The sequence below is a fragment of the Centipeda infelix ATCC 43532 genome (assembly GCF_000234095.1).
GTDB classification, from domain to species: Bacteria; Bacillota; Negativicutes; order Selenomonadales; family Selenomonadaceae; genus Centipeda; species Centipeda infelix.
In genome coordinates this window covers 336,423-357,723 of sequence record NZ_JH376797.1, presented here as the reverse complement: position 1 = coordinate 357,723, position 21,301 = coordinate 336,423, and the positions used below count along the sequence as shown (strand labels likewise).

Genomic DNA, 21,301 nt, shown 5'->3' with positions numbered 1-21,301 from the left:
GCTCACCTCCCAAGCGCCCACGTCAAGACGCTCGCGAACATACCGACAATGGTTGTCGATACACCGATTGTCCAGCACACGTCATGCTTGAATTCATCCAGACGATGATGTGCGGATTTGGTGCTTTCCTCGAGGCGGGCGATACGCTCGTTGATCGCATAGAGTTGGTCGCGCCCCATCGGCAGACTCTCCGCGAGTGCCTTGATCTGCGCCTTGATTCCCTCAAGTTCGGCGAATAGTTCTCCTCTTGCCATAGGCTCATCCTTTCCAGACATGCAAAAGGCGTACACCGTATGATGCACGCCTCTTTGACCGCTACTACTCCCGCACCTTCGGCGGGTCAGGATCCTTCTTCACCTCGATGACAACGTGATCGCCGTAGGTGATTTCGTCCGCCTCCGTCTGATCTGTTGTCGCAAGGCTGAACATCTCGCCCGTCTCCACGTTTGTGAATGTGAAGTTCGTGAGAGTGCTGTCCCCCTGTGGGTAGGTGATCTTCCCATTGACGATGTACTTCTTTTTCATTTTGTCCTCCTATGTTAGATAACCTCACCGACTAGCCATCCAAAAGCAAGCCATGAACCCCGATAGTGTTTATACTTCGGGTCTTTCTTAACATCATTTATACTGCCGGCATATGCGATCATTTTTGTGATTTTTTTGATCGAGACACTATTATCTCCCACAGTAATTTGTGGATACATTGCATACTCTGCGCCGACAATGCCCTTTTTGTGGGATACGTGGTAGTCATACGAGATATCTTTCCCCAAAACAAACACTACAGGTGATCCGTTATGAGAAATAGTAACCTCATTTTCGCAGCCACACGCTAACACATGCAAATGCCCGTAGGCAGATGAATATACGACTTCCCCGAGATCATTATAAACCTCCAGGCCTGCCATATGTTCTGTTGGGGATCGCGCGTCCAGAGAAAATGCATATAGTTTTGCTGATGTGGTAATATCGTCCCGTAGAATTTTATCTTTGTGAAAATTTCCTGCGTTTGGATTGCGAAAATAGACGGACACGCTGCCTAAATATGGCATAATCTCTGGGCAAAATGATTTCCCCGCAAGCCCATTCAAGCCAAATCCCCAAAGAATGTCCCCTCCTAGGTTATGCTTTTGTTCATAATAGGGATTGTGATATGTGTCTCCTGGATATCGGCGAAAATCCGAAAGCGGAAAAACGCCGCGAAGCTCCAGACACATAAATGTATCATCGATCACAATGGACTCGTTGTTCGGATTGACTGCTTCAAAGTATTTCGCCATATCAATATACTCCGTAAAGGATGCTTCGCGTTTTATTACCAAGATCGCCCCAGATAATGCGCCGATTTATGTTATCAATTTTCAAAAATGGCGTCTTTCCCTCCTCAGCAGCATCAAGTCTTCCGCCTGTTAAATACCAAGGCTTCATGCCTGGATACTGATCAAATCGAATTTCCCCGCTCCCTGTTATTTCTTTTGTGCCAATAATCTTTGGCAGTCGTTTGGTAAGGTCGAGCTTTATCTCACCACTCTCCCCAAACACCTGCAGTCCTACGCCCATCACCATACCCCCATTCGCACACGCAGTTTATTATTTGCATCGTACACACGTATCTGGTTGTTCTCCATCTCGACACGTTCACCGCTTGTACGCGTTCGTAACAATCCGATGTCTGCCGATATCGCCGACAGACTGCCGACATTGAGCTTATCCGCTGTGATTGCCCTCGCCTGTATCATACGATTCGCTATGATATTGTTGTCAAATTGTGTCGCGCCGGTGACGTGCAGGACTTTCCCGTCGATGCGCACACCGCCCGGCGCGACGTTGATCGCTGAGACGACACCGTTCTTGTCCACCTTGAGTTGCAGTCCGCTATAGATCTGCGTGATGGCACTGTATCCCGATGTCTGCGGGTTGCCAGAGAGCTTGGCGACGATGGAGGTGACACTGTCCTGCGTCGCCTTGACACGTACGACTACATCATTCGCCGTTTTCTGTGCAGCAGCAGCGGTATTCTTCGCGTCGTTCGCGGATTTGATGGCGTTATCGCCCTTTGTGTTCGCCGCATTCGCGGTGGTCTGCGCTGCACCCGCCGCTGTGTTGGCGCTATTCGCCGTTGTCTTTGCCTCACCTGCTGTCTGTTTGGCAGATGCCGCGTCCGTCTGCATGTCCTGCAGCTGCTTCGCAAGTACCGCATCGAGATCAGCCGAGACGATGGAAAGGTTCTCGATGTCTGCCTTGTCAATCTTTGCTTTGACTGCCACGTCTTGCTGTGCGGATTCCGCGCCCTCACCGAATTGATCATAAAAGGCAACTTTCACGGCATAGATGTCCGCTTCCGCCGCGATCAGCATGTCCGGCGATTCCGACTTGACGGTCCTCTCCGGCGTGCTCACGCCTTTGAGTTTCGCAACCACGCCGATGCAATCGTTCGGGACGGCTTCTGTTGTAATGGCAACGGCACCCATCTTACCCGCAACATTCAGCCATTTCGGCGCGCGCGGCACGGTCTTTTCATAATCAATCTTTGCAGGGTCGCTGTATTGACCTATACGGTTTTTGGCAAACAGGTAGAGCGTCCCTTTTCGATTTTTCAACTCAACGGACGCTTGTATGTCTTTCGTTTGCAGCAGCAGTCCTTCGGTCTTCCCCTTGTCTGCATTTGTCCTCAGTTCGTAGCAAGCGATATGTGTATTGGTCACTTCGTTCCAAAATACTTTGACCGTCCGTCCCATGACGACATTTAGCTTCTGCGGCGCGTCCGGCTTTACCGTCGGCGCTTTCGTGCCGGCGCTGACCTTGAGCATGGTTGCCGCGCCACCTATGGTGATTTCACCAAACACGCATTTTACCGTAATGTCGTACGTCTCGCCCTGCTTGACGTTGTGAAATGTGTAGCTTGTCTTTTCCGTGCGGTTTTGGTCGCTATAGTCACCGCTTCGCCCGGAAAGCTCAACGATGTAACCGTCTGGACTTCTTCCGGACTTACTCATCGTCCATTTGACAAAAACATCTACAACGGCGGCGTCGCCTGCCTCGTAGCTTCTCTCCGTCGCAACAACGGTCAGAACGTTCGCTGTTTCGGATGTATCCGTATAGTCCACTTCGGGATATTTGGCATAGTCAAGTTCCGTCGCATACATCGCCTCATCGTATTCGGCAAGCGTCAGGTCTACGAGCATGTCGCCGTTCCGTGCCGCGCCGACGATGCGGAACGGCTTGACCGCCTTGTTCGTCTCGCCAAATGCGTAGTTGTCATGCAGCTCCGGGATCCGGTCATCGTCAAACGGCGTTTCTAGGAGCAGTGTGTCGCCTTTGTAGTCACGGGCTGCAATCTTGCGCTTGATGAGCGTGTCGGCTGCCGTCTGGATGTATAGCTCATACGTCTTCGCGGCGCTGATTTCCACCTCCCTGTCCAGCGTGACTGTCGATTTCGTTGCCGTGACGATGCGCCCGGACGCGATGCCGATGCGGCTGACAGCATGGTTGAATCCGACAATGTCCCCGTATTCGGCGACGATTGCGTCAATATCCGCCGAGAGTGTGACGGTCTGCACTTGCCGCTCATTGGTCGCAAGCGCTGTAATAGCTTCGCGATACGCCTGCGAGCGTCGCCTGACACCAAAGAGCGAAAGCGGCGCTGTATTGTCCGTCCATGCGCTGTCCTTGTTGTAGTTCGGCGAGCGTATCGTCATGACCGTATTCTTGAAGTCGTTCTCCCCATCGTTATAGGTGACTTCAATTGCCCTCGCTCTATCCTCCTTCGAGGAAAAGGATCCCTTGACGGTCGAGACGGTCGTCCGGCCCTCACCGAAAATCTGTGTCATTGTACCGGGACGATCTACGACAACGCCATAGTTCCGACCGTGCGGGATAATGACGGCATGACCGATGTTCGCCGCCTTCTGTGCAGCGGTCATGCGTTTTTGCGCGGTATCGAAGATGGCGTCAAAGCGGAAGCGCGGCTCTTTTTCCCCGTCCTGATTAAGGATTTCTTCATCCGCATAGGCTGCAGCCGATACCCATTCCTCCCAGTATGCGCCTAAAGATTCTTTTGCGACACCATCGGCGACGAATTCATACATGCCCGTATGGATGTTTTTCAACTTGCGGCAATGGTGCAGGATGTCATACGCCGCCCAGATCGGATTATCCGCTGCCTTTTCGACATATTCTCCTGCAACAGGATCCCATACATGCACCGTCTTTCTTTTCTGACGCCAGTTGACCGATGGAATCCCGCTCGAAAGCTGATTGGTCGCAAGAATCCGCAGCCCGACAAGCACCTTGTTCGGGCGGCTGTATACGCCGTCTGTGTAGGATGTCATGATCGTCCATTGTGTCATCGTCTGATATCGTGTCGTTGTCGGACGTTCTGTCAGCGTGACCTGCACATCGTATTGCCCCGGCTCCAATCCTTCTACAGAAAAAGTCCTGCGCACGGCGTCCGCCGTCGCCATCGTCACACTATACTCAGATTCTGTGTTTCCTTGATGTTTGAAATTATGCCACGCATCATCTTTGCCCCGGCGGTACTTCAGTATGAATTTGACTGTTGCGTTTTCATACCCGCCCTCATCGTTGATGTGGTACAAGCCGCCCGGCCATTCAAGCGTAACCTCAAGTTTGGAGGCTCTCTTACTGTTGCTCGTTCGAACGACCGAGGATCCTTTCACAAGCTCCACGCCGACGGACTGATCGAGCGGTGTATTCTTGAAAAACGAAATTGGCGTTTGGTCATTCGTGCCAAGGCGCGTCTCGAGCTCCACACCGCTAAAAACGCTGATATCCGTATAATCAATGCGTATGTTGTCGATGGAGTCGACGGGACCGTAGCCGCCAGAGTAGAGCAGGTTTAAATATTGCTTATCTCCGATGGTCTCGACGTGCGCCTCCAAAAGCTGCGGCGCGGGCAGACATTCGCCGTAGGTCTCTCCTACGACTTGCCCCGCCATCGCTGTCGGTGTAGGAATATCCCAGCCATAGGAACGGCTCGTTTCCTGCTCGCTCATCCAGCTCATATTCGGTGTTTGTTGCGGGAAGATAGAGTTGATGATTTTACCACCAAGAAACATGACCGCGCCGGATGCCAGTGTCGCTCCAACCGTACCGCCTGCAAACGCACTCCCAAGCGCGCCTCTCCAAAGACCGCCCGCAATACTCCCCGCATACATGGTCAAGGCGATCATCGCCACGAATCCCAACACTTTTTTCAATCCGCCGCCCTCGATGTGCGGCATGACAATGAGCTGCGCGCCGTCTTGTGGATATGTATGCTCCACGTCTTCGACCAATACACCGTTTAGGTATATATCCTTCGCCGTCGGATCCACGTAGGCGCAGACGTTCCCCTGATTGTAGCATCCGGAGTGGATTTCCTTTTTCATCTCGAAGGGATTTTCCACCATCACAATCTGTATCATCGTCTCGCCTCCTTTGGTCTGTAGAATCCGACAATCCGCGACCGCCATCGTGCCAAGCGGTCAATGCACGTTCCCGCCGAACTGTACGCGTGAATGAATCTCCCATCACCAAGACAGATGCCCACATGATTCGCCCAGACTCCAGCATCAAGGCGCAGCAGGACAAGGCAGCCTTCTTCCGGCTCATCCAGACGCAGCCAGTCCATTTCCTCTGCGTTCATTTCTTGTGCAATCTCTGCCGTACGCATGGCGCTGATGTGATAGTCCGGCACGTCAATGCCCTGACGCCGGAACATCTCGCGCGCCAGCCCCCAACAGTCAAGCCCTGTTTCTTTGTCGCGCCCGCCATCGATGAACGGTGTTCCAATCAGATCATCGTATTTCATGTAATCACCTCCCTTCTTGAATACCCGGCTCTCCTCCGAATCGTTCCGGGATAAGGCAGGATTCCAGGTTATTCCTGCACTGCTTCGCACCCAGATAGCCGCATCGAATATCACCGCAAACAAACGGGCAAAAATCCGTAAGATAACGCCACGCCGGAAATCTATCCGCAATCTCCGGAGATGCCCCCAGTGTGAAAGAAATCCATTGTTCGTCATAGTTTGCAGAATTAACAATAAAGGCAAGCTCCATTTCAGGCTCCGGAACATCCAAGAGCTTTGCATTCACAATGTAGAGGCTCGCCCTTGCGTCTACGAGTCCGTCGTACTTTTGTAAGTATGTTGTGAGCAGCCCGCCGCCCGAGCTGATTTTCAGATTCAGAGACGGCAATGTCTTCCCATCTTCTTCGTAGTTATCCAGCTCCATTGGGAATGCCGTCCACGTCTTCCCCTTCCAAACAACATCCTCGGTGTTGCGCACGAGATAAATCGGTTCGATGAGCGCCGTATGATTCACTTGTACCAAAATCAAAAACGGCGCATCCGTCGAAAGTTTGTTTTTTTCAAGCGTCGCGATCTTGGAAAAATGATTCATCTGTCACACCTCCTCGAATTTCAATGTAAAGCTATAGCCCGGATAATTGAATTGATAGGAAAGAGCCTCCGCAAATCGTACGGTATGCGTTTCTCCCATATTCCAGTCTGTGAAGGAGAATGCCTGAAAGGTTCCAACCTGACGATAAAATGCCAACAGCTTTTTCATCAGGACCTCGGGAACGCCGTTCCATGCAAACGTCCATGTCCGAATCATGCGCGTTGTGCGCGGACGTGTGTGCTTGTAGTTCGCGTCACTTGTTGTGCTGATCGTGCTATCCTGCACATTCACCGTATGGGAGCTCCCGCTTCCGGACGATGTAGGAAGGCACGGATGACCGATGTCAGGGAATTTGATTGCGTCCGCCATTTAGCCGCCTCCCAACGCAGTTCGTAAGTTTGTGCCGAAGCCTCCAACGTTGCGATTGGCTCCATCCACTACAATGTCTAAAATCATACGGTTCAAAGAAGCATCATAGCGATTATTCTCGACCCGCACCTTGCTTTCCGAACGATTTGTAATGTTGACTACGACGTTGGCTCCTTTTCCTTGTCCACCTGCAAGCGCACTCAGGTTGCGCTCGTTGAGTGGGATAACTGCTTCACGGTCGCCGCCCTCGCCGATTAGTCCAAGTGTCGGCGCAGTGACAATGCCGCCCTTTGCAAACGCACGGATGCTCGGGAGCGTATATGTCGGCGCATGAACAGGCGTCACCCCCGTAGGAAATGTGTAGGCGGTCGATGCCGACATTCCTGTTTTCCCGCCGCCGAACATATTTCCAAAGAGCCCGTTCATGATGTTCGCGGCAAAACGTTGCGCCGCAATCCGCGCCATCATGGAGAGCACGCTGTTCCCGAAGTCTCGGAATACATCCTGCGCGGATTTCGTCCCCTTGATAAAATCCGTCAAGGAGTCCGACAATGTTCCATATACATTTTCGGCCGCATCGGCGAGGTAACCGGAAACGCTCTTATGTGCATCATTCCAAATTTTGACGTAGGCTTTTGCAAGCTCAGACTGCCCCGCGAGGTCGAGATCCTGCTGTTGTCGATCTCCGTTTTCGGTGAGGTAGCTCTTTATGCCGATGATATTTCCTTTGTCCTGCATGTCCTGCAAGCGCCGCTTGTTGACCTCGCGTAAAGCATCTTCCCGCGTCTTGGCAGCGCTGAGCATTTCGGCATTGTACCATTTATTGAGGGCTAGTTCTTCCTCATAGATGTTTTTGTCGGTAGCAATTGCTTTGTACTTTTCCTTGCGCTCCTTTTCAATGCGTGCGATGGTCTCCTGATATTGAGCTTCTGCAAGTGCCGCATAGTCCCCCGCCATCTCGGCGGTGATTTTCTGCTCCTCGCGTTGTACCTCTGCCAGCGCCTCTTTCTGCTGATTGACAATCTTTTCCGTAAGAACATGTTCGTATTCCGCAAGCTCAGCCTGCAGCACGGTCGTATCTACGCCAGCCTGTGCAATCTTGTTGATCTCCTGCTGTTTGGCGCGGACGTTCTCAGCAAGTTTTGCCATGCCTGCCTCATATGCGGTTTTCGTCTCACTCGTGATCTCGCTCTCCATTGTCTGAAAGAGCCGTGTTGCTTGTGTCTTCGCCTGATTGAGCTTCTTGATTGCCTCCTGTGCTGCCTTGTCGCTCTCGCCGACGGTTTTTCTGACCGTCGCGCCGCCCGTGAGTTCAGCAACAGAGATGTATCCGGTCACCTTCCCGAAATCTGCTTCAACGCTGTTTTTCTCAATAACACCCGTGCTGCTGTTCGCACCGACGTATCCGCCCTTTCCGTTCGATACAACAATGTGCTCATCTCCCAGCACGACGGCGGCGTCTCCTGCTTGCGGCACGTAACCGTCGCCCGCTGCATGCCATGCGCCTTTCCGCTTTGCCTCTTCGATCATGTCGGGGACATATCTGTTCTCAAAAGCAACGCCCGCCGCTGTGAAGGCGTCCAGAACGAGCTTGCCGCAATCCGTTGCAAGCCCGCCTCCATCGTCGCCAAGTCCACCTAATAGATATTCTGTACCAATACGGGCGCGGGCTTCGTCCAAGACCTCTTCCCCTATTTGCACTTCGATTTCGTAAGTCTTGACGGTATCTTCTTTTGGCAGGGTGTGTTTTTCACCCTTATCGCTTTTCATGTTGTCCAGTTCTTCCATAGCGGCTTTTAGCGCTAAATCAGCCGCCTCGTTCTGTTTTTCTGCCGCCTCCTTTTGCAGCTCTAAAAGATAGTCCTCATCGTCTTTGTGCCGCTCAAACCACGCGGAATTGAGATCTTCCAGCGTCGCCGCATCGGTCTCCTCCACCTCATATTCACGCGTCATGGAGCCCATCATATTTCCATTTGCAATAGCGATTGGGTCAACATCCTGTTCCAGTCGATAGAATGTACCGTTTCGCTCCAGATACTTTTGCCCGTTGACCTCGTACGTGTTTTTTTCACGCGTTGCCTTCTGCTCTTTGTTATACTCCCAGAGCTTATAGGCAGCGTATCCAATTGCCGCCGCAACACCCAGCCACCCGCCCGCGAGTGCAAACACTGCTGACGCCGCACCGCGTACCATGCGCGTAGCTGTTCCCATTGCTGTGACGGTTGTCGCTCCTGCGCTTACGGCAGATGCCCCAGCCGCCGCATTTGCTGCCGCGACCGTTTCCACCGCTCCCGCCTGCATACGTGCCGCCGCCGCTGCTGCTTCGCTTGCAGAAATGCTCTGTGCCCCCGCAGCCATTGCCGCCGCGCCCTTTGCGCGTTCCGATGCGATGACCGCCTCATTTGCTCCGACAATGCCCCCCGTACTTTCAGTAACCCGTACGTTGTTCCCTATGACCTGTGCCGCCGTCCCCGCCGATTCGGCACGTACGGTCTGCATCGCCGCAATCTGCGCTTCAGCACTCTGCGCGGCTTGCAGGTTGATCTTCCCGTACATCTCAGCCATGTACAGTTGTTCCTGCGCTGCACGTTGTGCAGCCGCCTGCTCAATGCGCATTGCCGACTCTGTAGCAAGGCGTACTTTTTCCTCTTCCGAGAGAGCCATCTTCGCAACGGTTTTTTCCATCGCCTTGATCTCTTTTTCGGTGAGCTGGTCAATTCGCCGCATACGGCGTGCAATGCTTTTTTCTTGTGCCGCTGTGAGTGCGGCCGGATCCGCTTGCGGCGCATTCTGCGCCATCTGCGCAGCCTGTGCTGCCTTCCATGCACCCGATACACCCGCGCTGATCTTTGCCGCCGCCTGCATTGTCTTATAGACTGCGACAACTTCCAGCCCCGTCTTCGCGAGGTCTTTCAGCTCTTTCTTGTTTTCGGCAACGAATTTCGCCGTCGTCGCGAGCCCCTCGATAATGGGAGGGAATACATCGGCAGCAATCGGGGCAATGACCGCACCGCCGACGTTCTTGAGCTGTCCTGCCTGCATTTCGACGAGTTTCAGCTGTTGGCTGATACGGTGCATTTCCTCGGGGTCAAGCCCGATGCTCTTGATTTTTGCAGCGTTATTCGCTGCCTCTGTGTAGTTTTGCAGGGTTTTTGTGAGTGCCATGCCGCGGACGCCGAGCGTGTTCATAATGAACTCTTGCCCGTATCCCGCCTCGACTGCTTTCTTATAGCCCTCCGACAGGTTCTTCAGCTGTTCGTTGAGCGGCAGAATCTTTCCCGCGCTGTCTGTGAGGGAAACACCGACCGCATCCAGCATTGCGCGTGCACGCTCGCCTGCCTCACCGTCCGACATGAGCGTCTTGTCCAGACGCATAAACGCCGCGCCGCATGTGTCTGCATCCCCGCCCGTGAGCTTTAGAATACGCGAAAACTTCCCAGCTTCGGCATAGGATATTTGCAGACGATTCGCGAGCTGATAGGCGGCTTCGCCCGCCTCCACCGCACCCGATATAAGGCTGGATAGCCCAAATCCCGTCGCCGCGATTTTCGCCAGCGAGGAGAACGAGCCGATGAGCTTATCTACTTTCCCCGTCGTTCCCGTGAGTGCATCGGAGAACTCATTGACAGGATTCACAGAGAACGTCTTATTGATGTCCTGCTGCGCCTTGTTGAGACCCGCGCTCAATCCCGACGCATCCGCGCCGATCTTTATCACCATCTCCGATATTGTTGCCATCGCTACCTCCTTTCCATCATTCTGTCAATCCGAACTCCTCATATAGGATACGGCGGTCTTCTTCCGCCTTTTTTTGCACATCTGCCGGAGTCTGCCAAAGTGGTTCCGCGATCTTTTCCGCATTGATTGGTTCTTTCACATGAGGTGCAATCAGCCACGAAACGAAATATGCTTTCTTATAGTCCCGTGCCTTTTCGCGCCGCTTCCACCCTCGTATGAGGGCATAGAACTCGCGCGGCTGCAATTCCTCAAACTCTTTCGGCTTTAAGGTGAGTTCGGCGTAGGCAATTTCCTCCGCCGCCTCCACCCACTCACCGAAAGAGCTTACTGCTTTCCCGCGTCTTCATCCTCCGTCTCCGTATCTTCCTTATCCTGACCAAAAAGCCCCGTCGCGAGGATGGCGTTAATGATACACCCGTTGATGTAATCCAAGTTCCCTCCACCGGAACAAATCTCATCAATGAGGTCATACGCCTCATCTTCCGAGATGGAAAGCGCACAGCGTAGCCCCGCAACGGTGGCGTCAATATTCATTTGCTCAATCATGTGGACAACGCCGCCCGCAACGATCGAAATTATCGACTTTCCGATCTTTCGTTCAAATGCGGCAAGGGAACGGATCGTGAAACAAAGTTCCCACGTCTTCCCCGCCGCCGCCACCACTACCGTTTTCTTCATGCTTTAATCCTCCCATCAAGGTCCCGACGGTGGGGTAACCGCATCGCTCTTGAGCTCACTGATCGGACCGTTCCCCTGCAGTGTCACCTTGACGGTCGAAATGCCGTCATGTGCATTGTCCTCGTTGTAGTCCGTGATGAACGCCCATCCGGTGCGATACTTCTTATCGGGATATTCGATCTTGACGTGGGCCTGCTTGCTTTCGGTGAAGCAATAATCAAGAATCTGCAGCCCCTCATCAGTCATAATGACAAGTCCGCTGTACTCAATCGACCACGATTTCAGCCCCGGCATATTTGCACCCCATCCGCCTGACGCCTTATGGGAGGCGTCCAGCGTGTTCGCCTTACGCGAGAGCGGCGTATTGCGCTGCCCTCCGACGAGCACCCATGCGGGAGCATTCTCTTTCCCTTTGTTGATGTAGAGCAGTGTGTCTTTCCCCGGCGATGCCGTCGCCTTGGACGGGTTATCGGGGAGCTTCTTGAGTTCCTGGTCTGTCAACATGTTTATTCCTCCTGTTTCTGTAAATCTGTCACGACGGTAACAATCCCATGATAGCCGCCGCCGTTTTCCTCGAATGTTTCAAGAAAATCAATGTCGCAGTCCATGACGTAAAAGCCATCGACTGTGAGTTTGTTCCAATATTCCGTGACAAGCGTCGAGATGTCATTCATGACCTCGTTGAGCTGTCGTCGTTGCTCACGCGCCGCCCAGACTTCTACGTTCGTCGTCACCCGCCATATCAGGCACTCTTTTGTGCCGACGGGCTTAAATGTCGCGTCTCCGACGGTGATATACGGGCGCGCCGCTTTCGATGGGACTTCCCCGTGTACGGGGCAGGTTTGCCCCGCCTTGAGGAGTTTCACGAGTGCCGTGTGGAGTGCGACCATAGGGACTTCCCGTATGACCCTCACGGCTTCACCGCCTTTTCTATGCGCGCCTCGATGTTGGGACGTTCTTTTTCAATGGCCGGGCGCATAAACGGTTTCTTTGGCATTTTCCCGGTAAACGTCCACCCACGCACAAATCCCTCACCAATTTTCAGCGCCTTTTTACGAATGGGAGCCGTAACGCGCTCACGCGTGCCAAATTCCACAAGATGAGAATGTGGCGCGGTTGCACGAACTTTGCCCGAACACGTTTTTTCGTCGAACTCCTGCTCAATGCCCTTACGCAAATTACCCGTCGCCCGAATTGGGGCGGTACGCACGGCGGCGGCATGGACAGCTGCAACACCGTCCCGCGTCGCCTGTCGAATCTCCTTTTGCGTCTTTTCATCGTATTTCTGTACGTCCACCATCGCACGAAATGCTTCTTCTCTGATGTTCGCAAAAATCTTGATAGACTTAGCCACCCGGGTCAACTCCTTTCGTTGTCAGGATAATCTCACCCGCCGTACTGTCATCGACATGGAGAACATGGAATTCCTCATCGCCGCGCCGGACTTTCCACCCCTTTTCAATGGGACGAGGTCGGATCCGTATGCCCTGTGTGATCTCAGTCGCGACTCCGCTTCCCATCGCATCCGATTGTGTGAAACGTGGGCGCAGGAACTCCGCCCAAGCCATGCCCTCGGACGCATACCCCTCCAACCCGCCGAATCCTACATCCTCCCCATATGAGGGACGCAGGATCTCGATTCGATGACGCAGGCGCGCCGCGCGAATCATGGCGCACCTTCCGGAACATAGTTCTGTAGCTGCGTTATCATCGAACGAATGAAATACGGGAACTCCTGCGTCTTCTCGTCGAGGCTGTCGCGATGGACGTACATCTCAGCGATGACCGCAAGGCGCAGGATGTCCGCCGACGCCGCGAAGTCCTCGTGCTTGCAATTTTTCGTGAAATTGTCAATCGCATTCACAAGGTACGACTCCGCGCCCTGCATACAGTACTTGATGAGGTCATCTTCAATGTCAAGGTCAACGCGCAGGTACGTCTTGACCTGCTCAAGCGTCACCGCCATGACGTACCTCCTTCCTTACGCCAATGTCACCTGTGCCAGCTTCACGGCGTCCTTATCATCTGCAACAACGCCGAAACGCTCCACGCAGCGCAGAGCGGTTGCATACTTGTCGAAAAGGAAGTCCTGCGAAACGGCAATCTCAACGCCCGCGCGCTCAAAGAATGCGACATAGTCCGCAAAGCTACCGATGTAGAACGGCACCTTCTTCGCCGGCGTCGGAAGTGTCCCGTTCGATACGACGATGATCTCCTTACCACGGAAACGGTAGGTGTCGGGCGCGGCAACATCGGGCACAAGCAAAGGTCGCTTCTGCGCGTCCTCGAGTTCGGAGAGCCACTGGAAGCCGTCCTGATTCGTCAGGATGCGCGCGTTCGCATAGTAGGCGGGGTCAAGGCTCACATTGAGCACCTTCATGAAGCCCTTCGCGTCCGTCACCGCCTCCGCAGTGAGCTTCTTGAGGAGCTTCAGGATCTCATCGTTTTCGGTGTTGACCGCCTTGCGTGCGAAACGCTGACCGATGATTCCCGTGATATTCACATCGGCATCGTCAAGCAGCTGATTCGACACGGGGATGATATCGCCATAGTCCTTGATCTCGTACTTCAGCTGCCCGAAGTCAAAGTCCGACTGCTGGATGCTGTTCAGCTCCTCAAACGCAACGAGCTTTCCGGTCTCATCGCCGAGCGTCGGCATTTTGCCCGACGTGCTGCCTGCCTGCTGCACATGCGCAAAATCCTTCAGCGCGGTGTACGCCTTGCGATATTCGCGAATCTGCGTCATCTGCTCCTCAGGTACGAGGTAGCCGCCCTTGCCCGGCGTCCCTTCAACCATGCCCGGCGAGCCAATCTGATTCACAAATTCAAGATCCTGTTCGTCCAATGTACGCCCCAGAACGAGCTTGTTAAAAACACGGTTGCGCATGACCGCATCACTCACAGGGGCTGTTTGAATTGGCGCGGCACTCCCTACAAAGTCCGCACGCTGTGCAGTCTCCATAGCGACCGCCGCCTCATACTGATGAACGGCGTTCGTCAGCTCCTTCGCCTGCTTGGCCGCCTCCTCATAGCGTTCCTCCTGCTGGAGGTTTTCGACCTCACGGCGCAGTTCGTCCACGATCTTCTTGAGTTCATCCGACTTTTTCATTAGATTGTCGCTCCTTTCGCGAGGGCAAGGGCGATTGCCACCCGTGCCTTGCTTACCTGCGCTGCCTTTTGGCAGCATTTTTTCTCATCCTGCTGCTCTTTGGCAGCGTCCTCTTTATGCTCAACAAGACGCACATCGGCGGGAACATCCTTCATGAATTTCACGCTGCCGACGCATGCCGCCATGCGCGCGGATTCCAGCACATCTACATGAAAAAACTCCGCCGCCTGTTCCCCTGTCAGCCACGTCTCCTCATTGACCATCGCGTGAATGTCCGCATCGGTCACCTCCTCATGCGCAGCCTTCCGATAGGTCGCTTCAAGTCCCTGCTGAATCGTATCCAGAACATCGGCTTCGCGGCGCAGATCATCCGCATTGCCGGCCGCGCCATAGACGGCGGGTTTATGAATCATCAAATAGGCGTTTGCCGGTATCCTGCGCACATCCGCCGCAAAGAATATCTGCGTTGCAATCGAGCAGCACCATCCGTCTACGATTGCCGTTGTACGGCCGTCATGTCGTTCAATCATGTTTGCCATGGCAACACCCGCCGGTACGCTCCCGCCATCCGAATTGATATAGATCGTGAGGTCTTTCCCACGCAGGCTGTCAAGCTGCTGCCGGATTTTATCCGGCCATTGATAGCCCGTGCTATTCTCATACCACGCATCAATCAGCCCACCAGTGTCATCGTCGATGATATTGCCTGAAATGTAGAGTTCTGCACTCTCCGCCGTCTCGTTTCGTATTTCAATCATGTGTATCACCTCCTCTCCCAGCGTATGCCTTTCCGATATCCTCCAGCTTCACATACGAGCCGTTCACCATATGCACATCACCGCCCGCGCACGGCGGACTGTCGAGCTTGGCGCGCGCCTCGTTCGGGCTGTAGATTGCCGACTGTACCATTTTTTGTAGAATGTCTGCCTGCTGCGACGGGTCACCGCGCAGAATCACCCATACATTGAACTTGAAGCCCTTCCCCGCCATCTGCTCAGTTTCCGTGAGGAGCTTGCGGTTCATCTCCTGTTCATAGAGCGAGACATTATAGAGCAGGGTATTCACGTAGAATTGAAGGTTCTGCATGGCACTGTTGTTGTAGCTGGACTTCGTATAGTCATTCAGATGATCGGGGTTGACACCAAACGCAGCCGCGACCTGCAGCGCGGAATAGCGTTTCAGTTCGTAAAACTGCGAATCTGTGAGTTTTAGGTCAAGCGTCTGGATGTCCGCCCCAATGGGCAGTGTGATGAGCCGCCGCGAATTGTCACGTGCCTGTTCGTCAAGGCGTTTGAGCATCGCGTCCTGTCCCTGTTTTTTTAGGTCGCCGACATATTTCACAACCGCATTCGCCGTGAGGCCTTTGCGGTAGAGGTCGCTCAAAAACTTCTGCGAGGCTTTGTTTCCAGCCATATTCTCGGCGAGTATCTGCCGCACAGACTTTCCGACAAGCCCCGTATCATCCGTAACCCACGCCCTTAGGTGAAGCATATCATCGGGCGAAATCCAGTATTCCTTTCCCGTTTGGTTGTCGGCGTATCGGTAGAAATAGCGGCGGTCAGTGTAGGTGTCCGTATTGTTCACCCACACCTGCACGCGCTGCGGATGCAGGATATGCAGATTCTTGAGGCGGGCACGGTCACGTTCAATCAGCACATAGGCGTTCCCGTAGTGGTTGCGGTGATATTCAAGCGTTGTGAAAAATTGGAGTGGCGTCATGATGCTGTTCGGCTGCACACTCAAGAGACGTGCCGTCTCGTGCCCCGTGACGCGCTCTTTATTGCTGTCCATGAGGTAGACAGGCATTTTCCCGATGGATTCGCCAAGCGTTTTGAGGCAGGTAAAATAGGTGATCTCCGAGAGGTCGGGACCATCCCCCGCACTGCCTCCGCGAAAGAAAAAATCGTGCATATCCGCAAGCGTCACACCGCCCTCTGCCTCATTGCGAAAGAGCCGCTTGACATTGTCCATGATTTTCAACTCTTTTCTTCACCTCCCCCTGCTGTTACTTCCAACCAGATAGACAGTGCCTCCTCCGCATCCACAACAGCGTTGTTGTGTCCGTGAAAATACACCGCCCATGCGTCCATGACAGCATCACACGGATCAATCCGATTCGTCTGCGTCATCTTGTCAATCTTGATCTCACCGAACGAGTTCGGCGCGGATATGACTGCATTCACCATGCTCCATGTGAGCAGTGCGTTTTGACGGTCATAGCGCACCTTACCCGCCTTCACGGACAACTGAAAATCCTTCGTTGCGTCGTTCAGTGCACGCGCGGACTGTTTGATCTCGGTGAGGTCACAGGGAAGAACCGCCTCCAGGTCGGACAGGAATGCGCTCGCATTGTGACTGTCGTAGCCACAACCGATAATCTCGATCTCATACGCCTCGATGATGCGCACAAGGTCGGCGATGATGTATTTGTAATCTGTCTTGACACCATAGATACCACTCGTGAGCGTGAGCAGTCCCGCATCTTTCCATACACCATAGGGAGCGTCATCCGTTCGGATATGTTCGGCAAGACGCAGCTCCGGCAGATAACTGTGCGACCATAGATAAACTTCCTCATCTTCACCTGGGAAGAGCAGTGCGATACTGGTGAGATCACCGCCGCTTGAAAGGTCAATGCCGAGATAGCACGAACGCCCGCGCATATCCGCAAGCGTCTCATCCGACGCGCACGAACGCCACGCCGCAAGGTCAAGAAGTCCGCCGCCAGTGTACTCCACCCAACGATTCAGTGTTTTGGTCTGGAAGTTCACAAGGTCGTTCCCCTGCTTCTCGCGTGCGTCGATTGCCTTCTCCGCCATACGGGCAATCATCTCATCATTGAGCGTATCATCGGGATTCCATAGGTTCAGCGGATTCGCCTTTGCCCAGTTCTTCGGCTCCCATATATCATCATCCTCATCCATCTCCGTGATGAAAATGAAGAGCGAATCCTTGCGAACGTTTCCCGATAGTATCTTTTTGCAGAATTGATACTGCTCATAGCACGGTGCGTTCAGGTTAAAGCCCGCCGTTGTTATGGCAAGCGTGAGCGCATTGTCCACGGCAATCTGACCATCCAGCATGAGTTTATACATCTGGTCAGTCGGGTGCGCATGGTATTCATCCACGATTGCCAGAATAGAGCGGAAGCCATCGGCGGACTTTGTGTCTCTGCCAATGGCTTCTATGGTCGTATTTGTGACAAGGGAGCGGATGGTGTGGTCATACTCACGCACCTTGTACAGTTCTGCGAGATCAGGGTCGGAGGATATAAATTTAACGACCTCCTCCCATACTATATTCGCCTGTTTTTGTTTCGTCGCCGTGCAGTAGATGCGCCCGTGCTGATAGCCCGCAAACGTTGCAAAGTCATTGCACATCTCCCCGGCGAGAAACGACTTCCCGTTTTGCCGTGCGAGTTGAATATAGCCCTCACGGAAGCGGCGCAGGACTGATCTTTTCCTGCGCCAGCCAAACAAACTCCCGATGATGAAGTTCTGAAATCCGCGCGTTGTCAGGCGTGCCGTCGTCCGTCCTTCGCCGATGGTGAGTTGATTGGCGAGGTCGATGTGATATTCCGCCGCCTTCACATCAAAGATATAGGGAAAATCCTTATCCGCCATATCGTCAAGGTGGCGTTTGCACGCCTGATACTCCGTCCAACCGCATATCTTTTTCCCGTCGACAATCCGCCGCGCATACGCCGTTGTCCTGTCAGTCACTGCCCGTCCCCGTGTATGGGCGGGGAACGTCGCCTCTTTTTCTCCATGTCGCATCCTCCTACAGAAATTTCAAGAATTTGTTTTTCGGCTTATCATCCGTTGCCGTCGGCACAATGAGCTTCAGACGGTCGGTCGCCGCAAGTCCCAGCTTCGTCGAACATCGATGAATCTGCGTCGCCGCGTCGTTTGCAATCTTGATGTACAGAGACGGGAACTCGCCGTCCTCCGTCATCACAGTCAACCCCTCCTTTTGCAGCGCGGCACTTGCTTTCGTATAGCGGTCATAATTATCTGCGTAGATGGCAAGGAACGCACGGTCGATGTTATCAAGCAGATCGATCTTGCCCGCCTCATGGACAATGCGCATATACTCCTCAGCCGCATCGGGCGAGAGCCAATCCGGTGCGCCCTCCTCGAGTTGGAGGCGGTCAACCTTGATCTTCGATTCTTGTACCTTTCGATTCAGTTGCTTCTCTTTGCCGATTTTCCCTTTGGAAACACCGACTGCCTTGCGCGGTCGTCCCGCCATCGCTGCCCCTCCTCTCTTATTGTTCTGTATTATTTCAATCGTCCCTAAAAATTTCATTTCTGGCATTTTTCCAAGAAAAAAGACCGGACGCGGTTTTATATTTCCTGCTCCAAACTTTTTTACCCCTCCCCCGCCCCATCTATTTTCCTGCGGATTGCCGCGAGCTTTTCCTGCATTGCACGCTTTGCACGCGGATTCTTTTGATAGGCGTCATGAATCTCTTTATGCGTCCGCGCCGATACAAAAATAAGATTATCCATGTCCAATTTACGCGCAGGATTTTCCCCGATCGGCTCGATGTGGTGGACGACTGCGCCCGGAACAATGCGCCCTGTCTCTGCATATATGACTTCATCCGCATAGCGGGCGCGTATGCGCGCCGCCTTGGCGGTTCTTTGCCATGCTTTCCCGTGGTAGAACGCAGCTTTGTTCTTGTCCCGCCGCTCACGGTCATAGGTGCGATGCCGTTGTGCTTGACATGGACAACTCCGCCCCTGTACCACCGTCCGTCCGCAAATATCACAGATTCGATTCAGCATAATATCCCCCACGAAATAGTTTGTCTTTCCAAAAGAAATATTTCAAAAACATGTTGACCTTTATGCGTATAATGCGTATAATACAGTCAGAAGGAGGGAACACGATGAGATTCAAGGAACTTGAACGCATCATCAAGAAGGACGGTTGGTATCTCGACAGCTCCAACGGCTCGCATATGCACTACAAGCATAGAGAGAAGAAAGGGAAAGTCACGATACCGAATCATCCCGGCGACCTCGACCCGAAAACTGTCAAATCTGTCTTGCGGATGACGGGCTTAAAATAAAGCCCGTCTCCGAAAGGAGGCTTTTATATGAACCTCGTATATCCCGCCGTATTTTATCCTTGTGAAGTGAACCCCGGCTTTACCGTCGTTGTCCCCGATTTGCCCGGCTGTATCAGCGAAGGGGATAGCCTTACGAATGCAATTGCTATGGGAGAGGATGCCGCCTCGGGGTGGATCCTCGGTGAACTTGAGGACGGCAACGAAGTCCCGCCCGCAAGCAACATCAAGGACATTCACCCGGATCCAGAGATTGGCGAGGGCTTTGTCTCCCTGCTTTCTCTCGACATGGACGCATACGCCGCAAAGTACGGCAGCAAATCCGTTCGTAAGAATCTCACGATCCCCGCATGGCTCAACACCTTCGCCGAAGCCGAGCAACTCAACATCTCAAAAGTCTTGCAAGACGCACTCACCGCTCTTTACGAGAAAAAAATATCTCTTGCATAAGACGCACTACCCGCCACACGGCGGGTTTTTCATATTGTCCACATATCCGCCTCCTCTGCAACAAAAAAGAGCACTGCCGCAGCTGTGCCCTCCGAGAATCCGCCTCAGCATCTTCTCTTGCCAGGTTATACTATATCACAGGTCGTATAGGACATTCTAGGACATCTTTTCCGCAATCGCCCGCAATGCACCTCCGTGCAATCGTGTTACCTGCCGAAAGCTATATCCCATCCCTACCGCAATGTACTCCCATGATTCACCCCAGATATATCGCCGCATCAGCACCTCACGGTAGCGTCCGTCTGCGATCTCTCCAATCCTCTCCTTCGCCTCCTCGCGCATGGCAATCAGCTCATCCCATTTCGCGTTGACCCGCTCAGCGTATTTCTCAAGTGCTGCGATCGCATCCGAAAGATCACCGATGTGTGAGTTGCTGACCTTGTCCTTGTCGTATTCAATCGCCTTGAGATTCATAACATCATCTCGTGCGCGTTGGTAATCCGCCTCTGCACTCCGCAGATCACTCTCTGCATCGCGGATATGTCTCAGATATTCTTTCGCCGTCATTCTTTTCCTCCCTCACGCTCCATCGCCCGCGCCATCATGCAGCGCATACTCGCGTTGATGATATGTCTGTCACTCCGATCGCCAGCAAGCCACATCGAGAGATGCCGCAGAGCCCGTGCAGCGTGCTCCTTCGCAGGGATATCGTGCCATGTTTCGCCAGGATGCTTCTCCGCGCCCGCTGTCAGTCCCGTGGCAATCTCATCCAACCACTCAAAATCAATGTATCTGTATTCATTCGACTCCGCACTCTGCGGATATTTCTGATCTGCCATTTTTCACCCTCCCTAATCACGCTTATAAATCGTCATATCACGCCGCTGACTCAATACTGCTCCTGTTCCCTCCGCAGTAAAGAGAATAGGTGTCTGCAGCGATACGCGAAGCGGTGCATACATACGTACCTCCGTCTTGCGCTGTGCGAAGTAACCGACGATATCGGCAAGGAACTTAACGTTGGCACAAGCCTTTTCGTGTTCATCGTGCGGATGGTTCTTCGCATACGATGCCGCATCATACTGTACCTGCAGCTTCGGCTCGCGTACTTTGAACGCCATAATCACAGGCTCCCACTCCAGCTGCACAGACAGCGGATCCTTTCTCTTTGCAGACATAGCGACCACCCCTTTGAGAAACGTATGCAGCTCCTCAATTTCTGCCGCCGAATAGATGGCATAGGCCGAGGTATCTTTAACCGGAGGAATCACCTTCGCAAAATCCGGCATTTCTGCGTCAAGTTCCGCCCCCGTCAAAAAATCATAGGCTCCCCCCTTGCCGAAGGCTCCGTCAATCCAGACCATCATGTACGGATTCGAGGCATACACACGACAGTCCGTATAATGCAGTGCGTGAAATTTTTCGTTATCGCTTTTCAGATCCAAAAACTTCTTGGCATTCTTCATGAAAATCAGCATT

The 21,301-nt window shown here is 53.3% G+C and carries 27 protein-coding genes; 2 read left to right on the top strand and 25 right to left on the bottom strand.

What is annotated here, in order from left to right:
- Positions 1 to 2: 2 nt before the first annotated feature.
- The 22 genes from HMPREF9334_RS01740 to HMPREF9334_RS01635 all read right to left on the bottom strand — a co-directional run bounded on the left by HMPREF9334_RS01740 (position 3) and on the right by HMPREF9334_RS01635 (position 19,088).
- On the bottom strand, positions 3 to 254 hold the full coding sequence (locus tag HMPREF9334_RS01740) for a hypothetical protein (RefSeq protein WP_039957112.1): 252 nt from the start codon (positions 252 to 254) through the stop codon (positions 3 to 5).
- Between the two features lie 64 nt (positions 255 to 318).
- A complete protein-coding gene (locus tag HMPREF9334_RS01735) occupies positions 319 to 525 on the bottom strand; it encodes a hypothetical protein (RefSeq protein ID WP_006691787.1) in 207 nt (68 codons plus the stop codon).
- Between the two features lie 14 nt (positions 526 to 539).
- Positions 540 to 1,280 (bottom strand): hypothetical protein, encoded by a 741-nt coding sequence (locus HMPREF9334_RS01730; RefSeq protein ID WP_006691786.1) that lies wholly within the window; start codon positions 1,278 to 1,280, stop codon positions 540 to 542.
- A 1-nt stretch (position 1,281) separates the two neighbouring features.
- The gene (locus tag HMPREF9334_RS01725; protein WP_039957111.1) at positions 1,282 to 1,560 is read right to left on the bottom strand and encodes a hypothetical protein; all 279 of its coding nucleotides are present in this window, start codon (positions 1,558 to 1,560) and stop codon (positions 1,282 to 1,284) included.
- Positions 1,560 to 5,426, bottom strand: a complete 3,867-nt coding sequence (gene gpJ, locus HMPREF9334_RS01720) for a TipJ family phage tail tip protein (protein ID WP_039957109.1) — start codon at positions 5,424 to 5,426, stop codon at positions 1,560 to 1,562. Before gpJ ends, HMPREF9334_RS01725 begins: the two co-directional genes overlap by 1 nt.
- Positions 5,423 to 5,812 carry a C40 family peptidase gene (locus tag HMPREF9334_RS01715; RefSeq protein ID WP_006691784.1) on the bottom strand — a complete coding sequence of 130 codons (390 nt, stop codon included), beginning with the start codon at positions 5,810 to 5,812 and terminating at the stop codon, positions 5,423 to 5,425. The genes gpJ and HMPREF9334_RS01715 overlap by 4 nt, the downstream gene beginning before the upstream one ends.
- A gap of 4 nt (positions 5,813 to 5,816) precedes the next feature.
- The gene (locus HMPREF9334_RS01710; protein WP_006691783.1) at positions 5,817 to 6,404 is read right to left on the bottom strand and encodes a DUF1833 family protein; all 588 of its coding nucleotides are present in this window, start codon (positions 6,402 to 6,404) and stop codon (positions 5,817 to 5,819) included.
- A gap of 3 nt (positions 6,405 to 6,407) precedes the next feature.
- Positions 6,408 to 6,773, bottom strand: coding sequence for a hypothetical protein (locus HMPREF9334_RS01705; RefSeq protein WP_006691782.1), 366 nt, complete (start codon positions 6,771 to 6,773; stop codon positions 6,408 to 6,410).
- Complete coding sequence (locus tag HMPREF9334_RS01700) at positions 6,774 to 10,511, bottom strand: phage tail tape measure C-terminal domain-containing protein (RefSeq protein ID WP_006691781.1); 3,738 nt, start codon at positions 10,509 to 10,511, stop codon at positions 6,774 to 6,776.
- Between the two features lie 16 nt (positions 10,512 to 10,527).
- Positions 10,528 to 10,818: a hypothetical protein gene (locus HMPREF9334_RS01695; protein WP_006691780.1), complete on the bottom strand. Its 291-nt coding sequence runs from the start codon at positions 10,816 to 10,818 to the stop codon at positions 10,528 to 10,530.
- Between the two features lie 17 nt (positions 10,819 to 10,835).
- Positions 10,836 to 11,189: a hypothetical protein gene (locus HMPREF9334_RS01690; protein WP_006691779.1), complete on the bottom strand. Its 354-nt coding sequence runs from the start codon at positions 11,187 to 11,189 to the stop codon at positions 10,836 to 10,838.
- A gap of 15 nt (positions 11,190 to 11,204) precedes the next feature.
- Complete coding sequence (locus HMPREF9334_RS01685) at positions 11,205 to 11,693, bottom strand: phage tail tube protein (protein WP_006691778.1); 489 nt, start codon at positions 11,691 to 11,693, stop codon at positions 11,205 to 11,207.
- A 2-nt stretch (positions 11,694 to 11,695) separates the two neighbouring features.
- Positions 11,696 to 12,079, bottom strand: a complete 384-nt coding sequence (gene gp17, locus HMPREF9334_RS01680) for a tail completion protein gp17 (RefSeq protein WP_006691777.1) — start codon at positions 12,077 to 12,079, stop codon at positions 11,696 to 11,698.
- Between the two features lie 20 nt (positions 12,080 to 12,099).
- Positions 12,100 to 12,543 (bottom strand): HK97-gp10 family putative phage morphogenesis protein, encoded by a 444-nt coding sequence (locus HMPREF9334_RS01675; protein WP_006691776.1) that lies wholly within the window; start codon positions 12,541 to 12,543, stop codon positions 12,100 to 12,102.
- The gene (locus HMPREF9334_RS01670; RefSeq protein WP_006691775.1) at positions 12,536 to 12,859 is read right to left on the bottom strand and encodes a phage head completion protein; all 324 of its coding nucleotides are present in this window, start codon (positions 12,857 to 12,859) and stop codon (positions 12,536 to 12,538) included. The genes HMPREF9334_RS01675 and HMPREF9334_RS01670 overlap by 8 nt, the downstream gene beginning before the upstream one ends.
- Complete coding sequence (locus HMPREF9334_RS01665) at positions 12,856 to 13,155, bottom strand: head-tail connector protein (protein ID WP_006691774.1); 300 nt, start codon at positions 13,153 to 13,155, stop codon at positions 12,856 to 12,858. Before HMPREF9334_RS01665 ends, HMPREF9334_RS01670 begins: the two co-directional genes overlap by 4 nt.
- A gap of 15 nt (positions 13,156 to 13,170) precedes the next feature.
- A complete protein-coding gene (locus tag HMPREF9334_RS01660) occupies positions 13,171 to 14,298 on the bottom strand; it encodes a phage major capsid protein (protein ID WP_006691773.1) in 1,128 nt (375 codons plus the stop codon).
- Complete coding sequence (locus HMPREF9334_RS01655) at positions 14,298 to 15,056, bottom strand: head maturation protease, ClpP-related (RefSeq protein WP_006691772.1); 759 nt, start codon at positions 15,054 to 15,056, stop codon at positions 14,298 to 14,300. Before HMPREF9334_RS01655 ends, HMPREF9334_RS01660 begins: the two co-directional genes overlap by 1 nt.
- Positions 15,049 to 16,269: a phage portal protein gene (locus HMPREF9334_RS01650; protein WP_006691771.1), complete on the bottom strand. Its 1,221-nt coding sequence runs from the start codon at positions 16,267 to 16,269 to the stop codon at positions 15,049 to 15,051. The genes HMPREF9334_RS01655 and HMPREF9334_RS01650 overlap by 8 nt, the downstream gene beginning before the upstream one ends.
- Positions 16,270 to 16,274: 5 nt before the next feature.
- On the bottom strand, positions 16,275 to 18,074 hold the full coding sequence (locus HMPREF9334_RS01645; RefSeq protein ID WP_006691770.1) for a terminase large subunit: 1,800 nt from the start codon (positions 18,072 to 18,074) through the stop codon (positions 16,275 to 16,277).
- A 4-nt stretch (positions 18,075 to 18,078) separates the two neighbouring features.
- The gene (locus tag HMPREF9334_RS01640) at positions 18,079 to 18,549 is read right to left on the bottom strand and encodes a phage terminase small subunit P27 family (RefSeq protein WP_006691769.1); all 471 of its coding nucleotides are present in this window, start codon (positions 18,547 to 18,549) and stop codon (positions 18,079 to 18,081) included.
- Positions 18,550 to 18,668: 119 nt separating this feature from the next.
- Positions 18,669 to 19,088, bottom strand: a complete 420-nt coding sequence (locus tag HMPREF9334_RS01635) for a hypothetical protein (RefSeq protein WP_039957106.1) — start codon at positions 19,086 to 19,088, stop codon at positions 18,669 to 18,671.
- A gap of 104 nt (positions 19,089 to 19,192) precedes the next feature.
- Here HMPREF9334_RS01635 and HMPREF9334_RS01630 point away from each other — a divergent pair, with 104 nt between their 5' ends.
- Both HMPREF9334_RS01630 and HMPREF9334_RS01625 read left to right on the top strand, forming a co-directional pair.
- Positions 19,193 to 19,375 carry a type II toxin-antitoxin system HicA family toxin gene (locus HMPREF9334_RS01630; RefSeq protein ID WP_006691767.1) on the top strand — a complete coding sequence of 61 codons (183 nt, stop codon included), beginning with the start codon at positions 19,193 to 19,195 and terminating at the stop codon, positions 19,373 to 19,375.
- 27 nt (positions 19,376 to 19,402) lie between these two features.
- Entirely contained in the window at positions 19,403 to 19,822 is a 420-nt protein-coding gene (locus HMPREF9334_RS01625; RefSeq protein ID WP_006691766.1) for a type II toxin-antitoxin system HicB family antitoxin, read from the top strand.
- A gap of 156 nt (positions 19,823 to 19,978) precedes the next feature.
- Here HMPREF9334_RS01625 and HMPREF9334_RS01620 read toward each other — a convergent pair whose 3' ends face one another.
- Genes HMPREF9334_RS01620 through HMPREF9334_RS01610 form a run of 3 tightly spaced genes read right to left on the bottom strand, consistent with a single transcriptional unit; the run spans position 19,979 to position 21,300 of the window.
- On the bottom strand, positions 19,979 to 20,389 hold the full coding sequence (locus HMPREF9334_RS01620) for a hypothetical protein (RefSeq protein WP_006691765.1): 411 nt from the start codon (positions 20,387 to 20,389) through the stop codon (positions 19,979 to 19,981).
- Positions 20,386 to 20,661, bottom strand: coding sequence for a dATP/dGTP diphosphohydrolase domain-containing protein (locus tag HMPREF9334_RS01615; protein WP_006691764.1), 276 nt, complete (start codon positions 20,659 to 20,661; stop codon positions 20,386 to 20,388). The genes HMPREF9334_RS01620 and HMPREF9334_RS01615 overlap by 4 nt, the downstream gene beginning before the upstream one ends.
- 12 nt (positions 20,662 to 20,673) lie before the next feature.
- Entirely contained in the window at positions 20,674 to 21,300 is a 627-nt protein-coding gene (locus HMPREF9334_RS01610) for a hypothetical protein (RefSeq protein WP_006691763.1), read from the bottom strand.
- Between the last annotated feature and the right edge of the window lies 1 nt (position 21,301).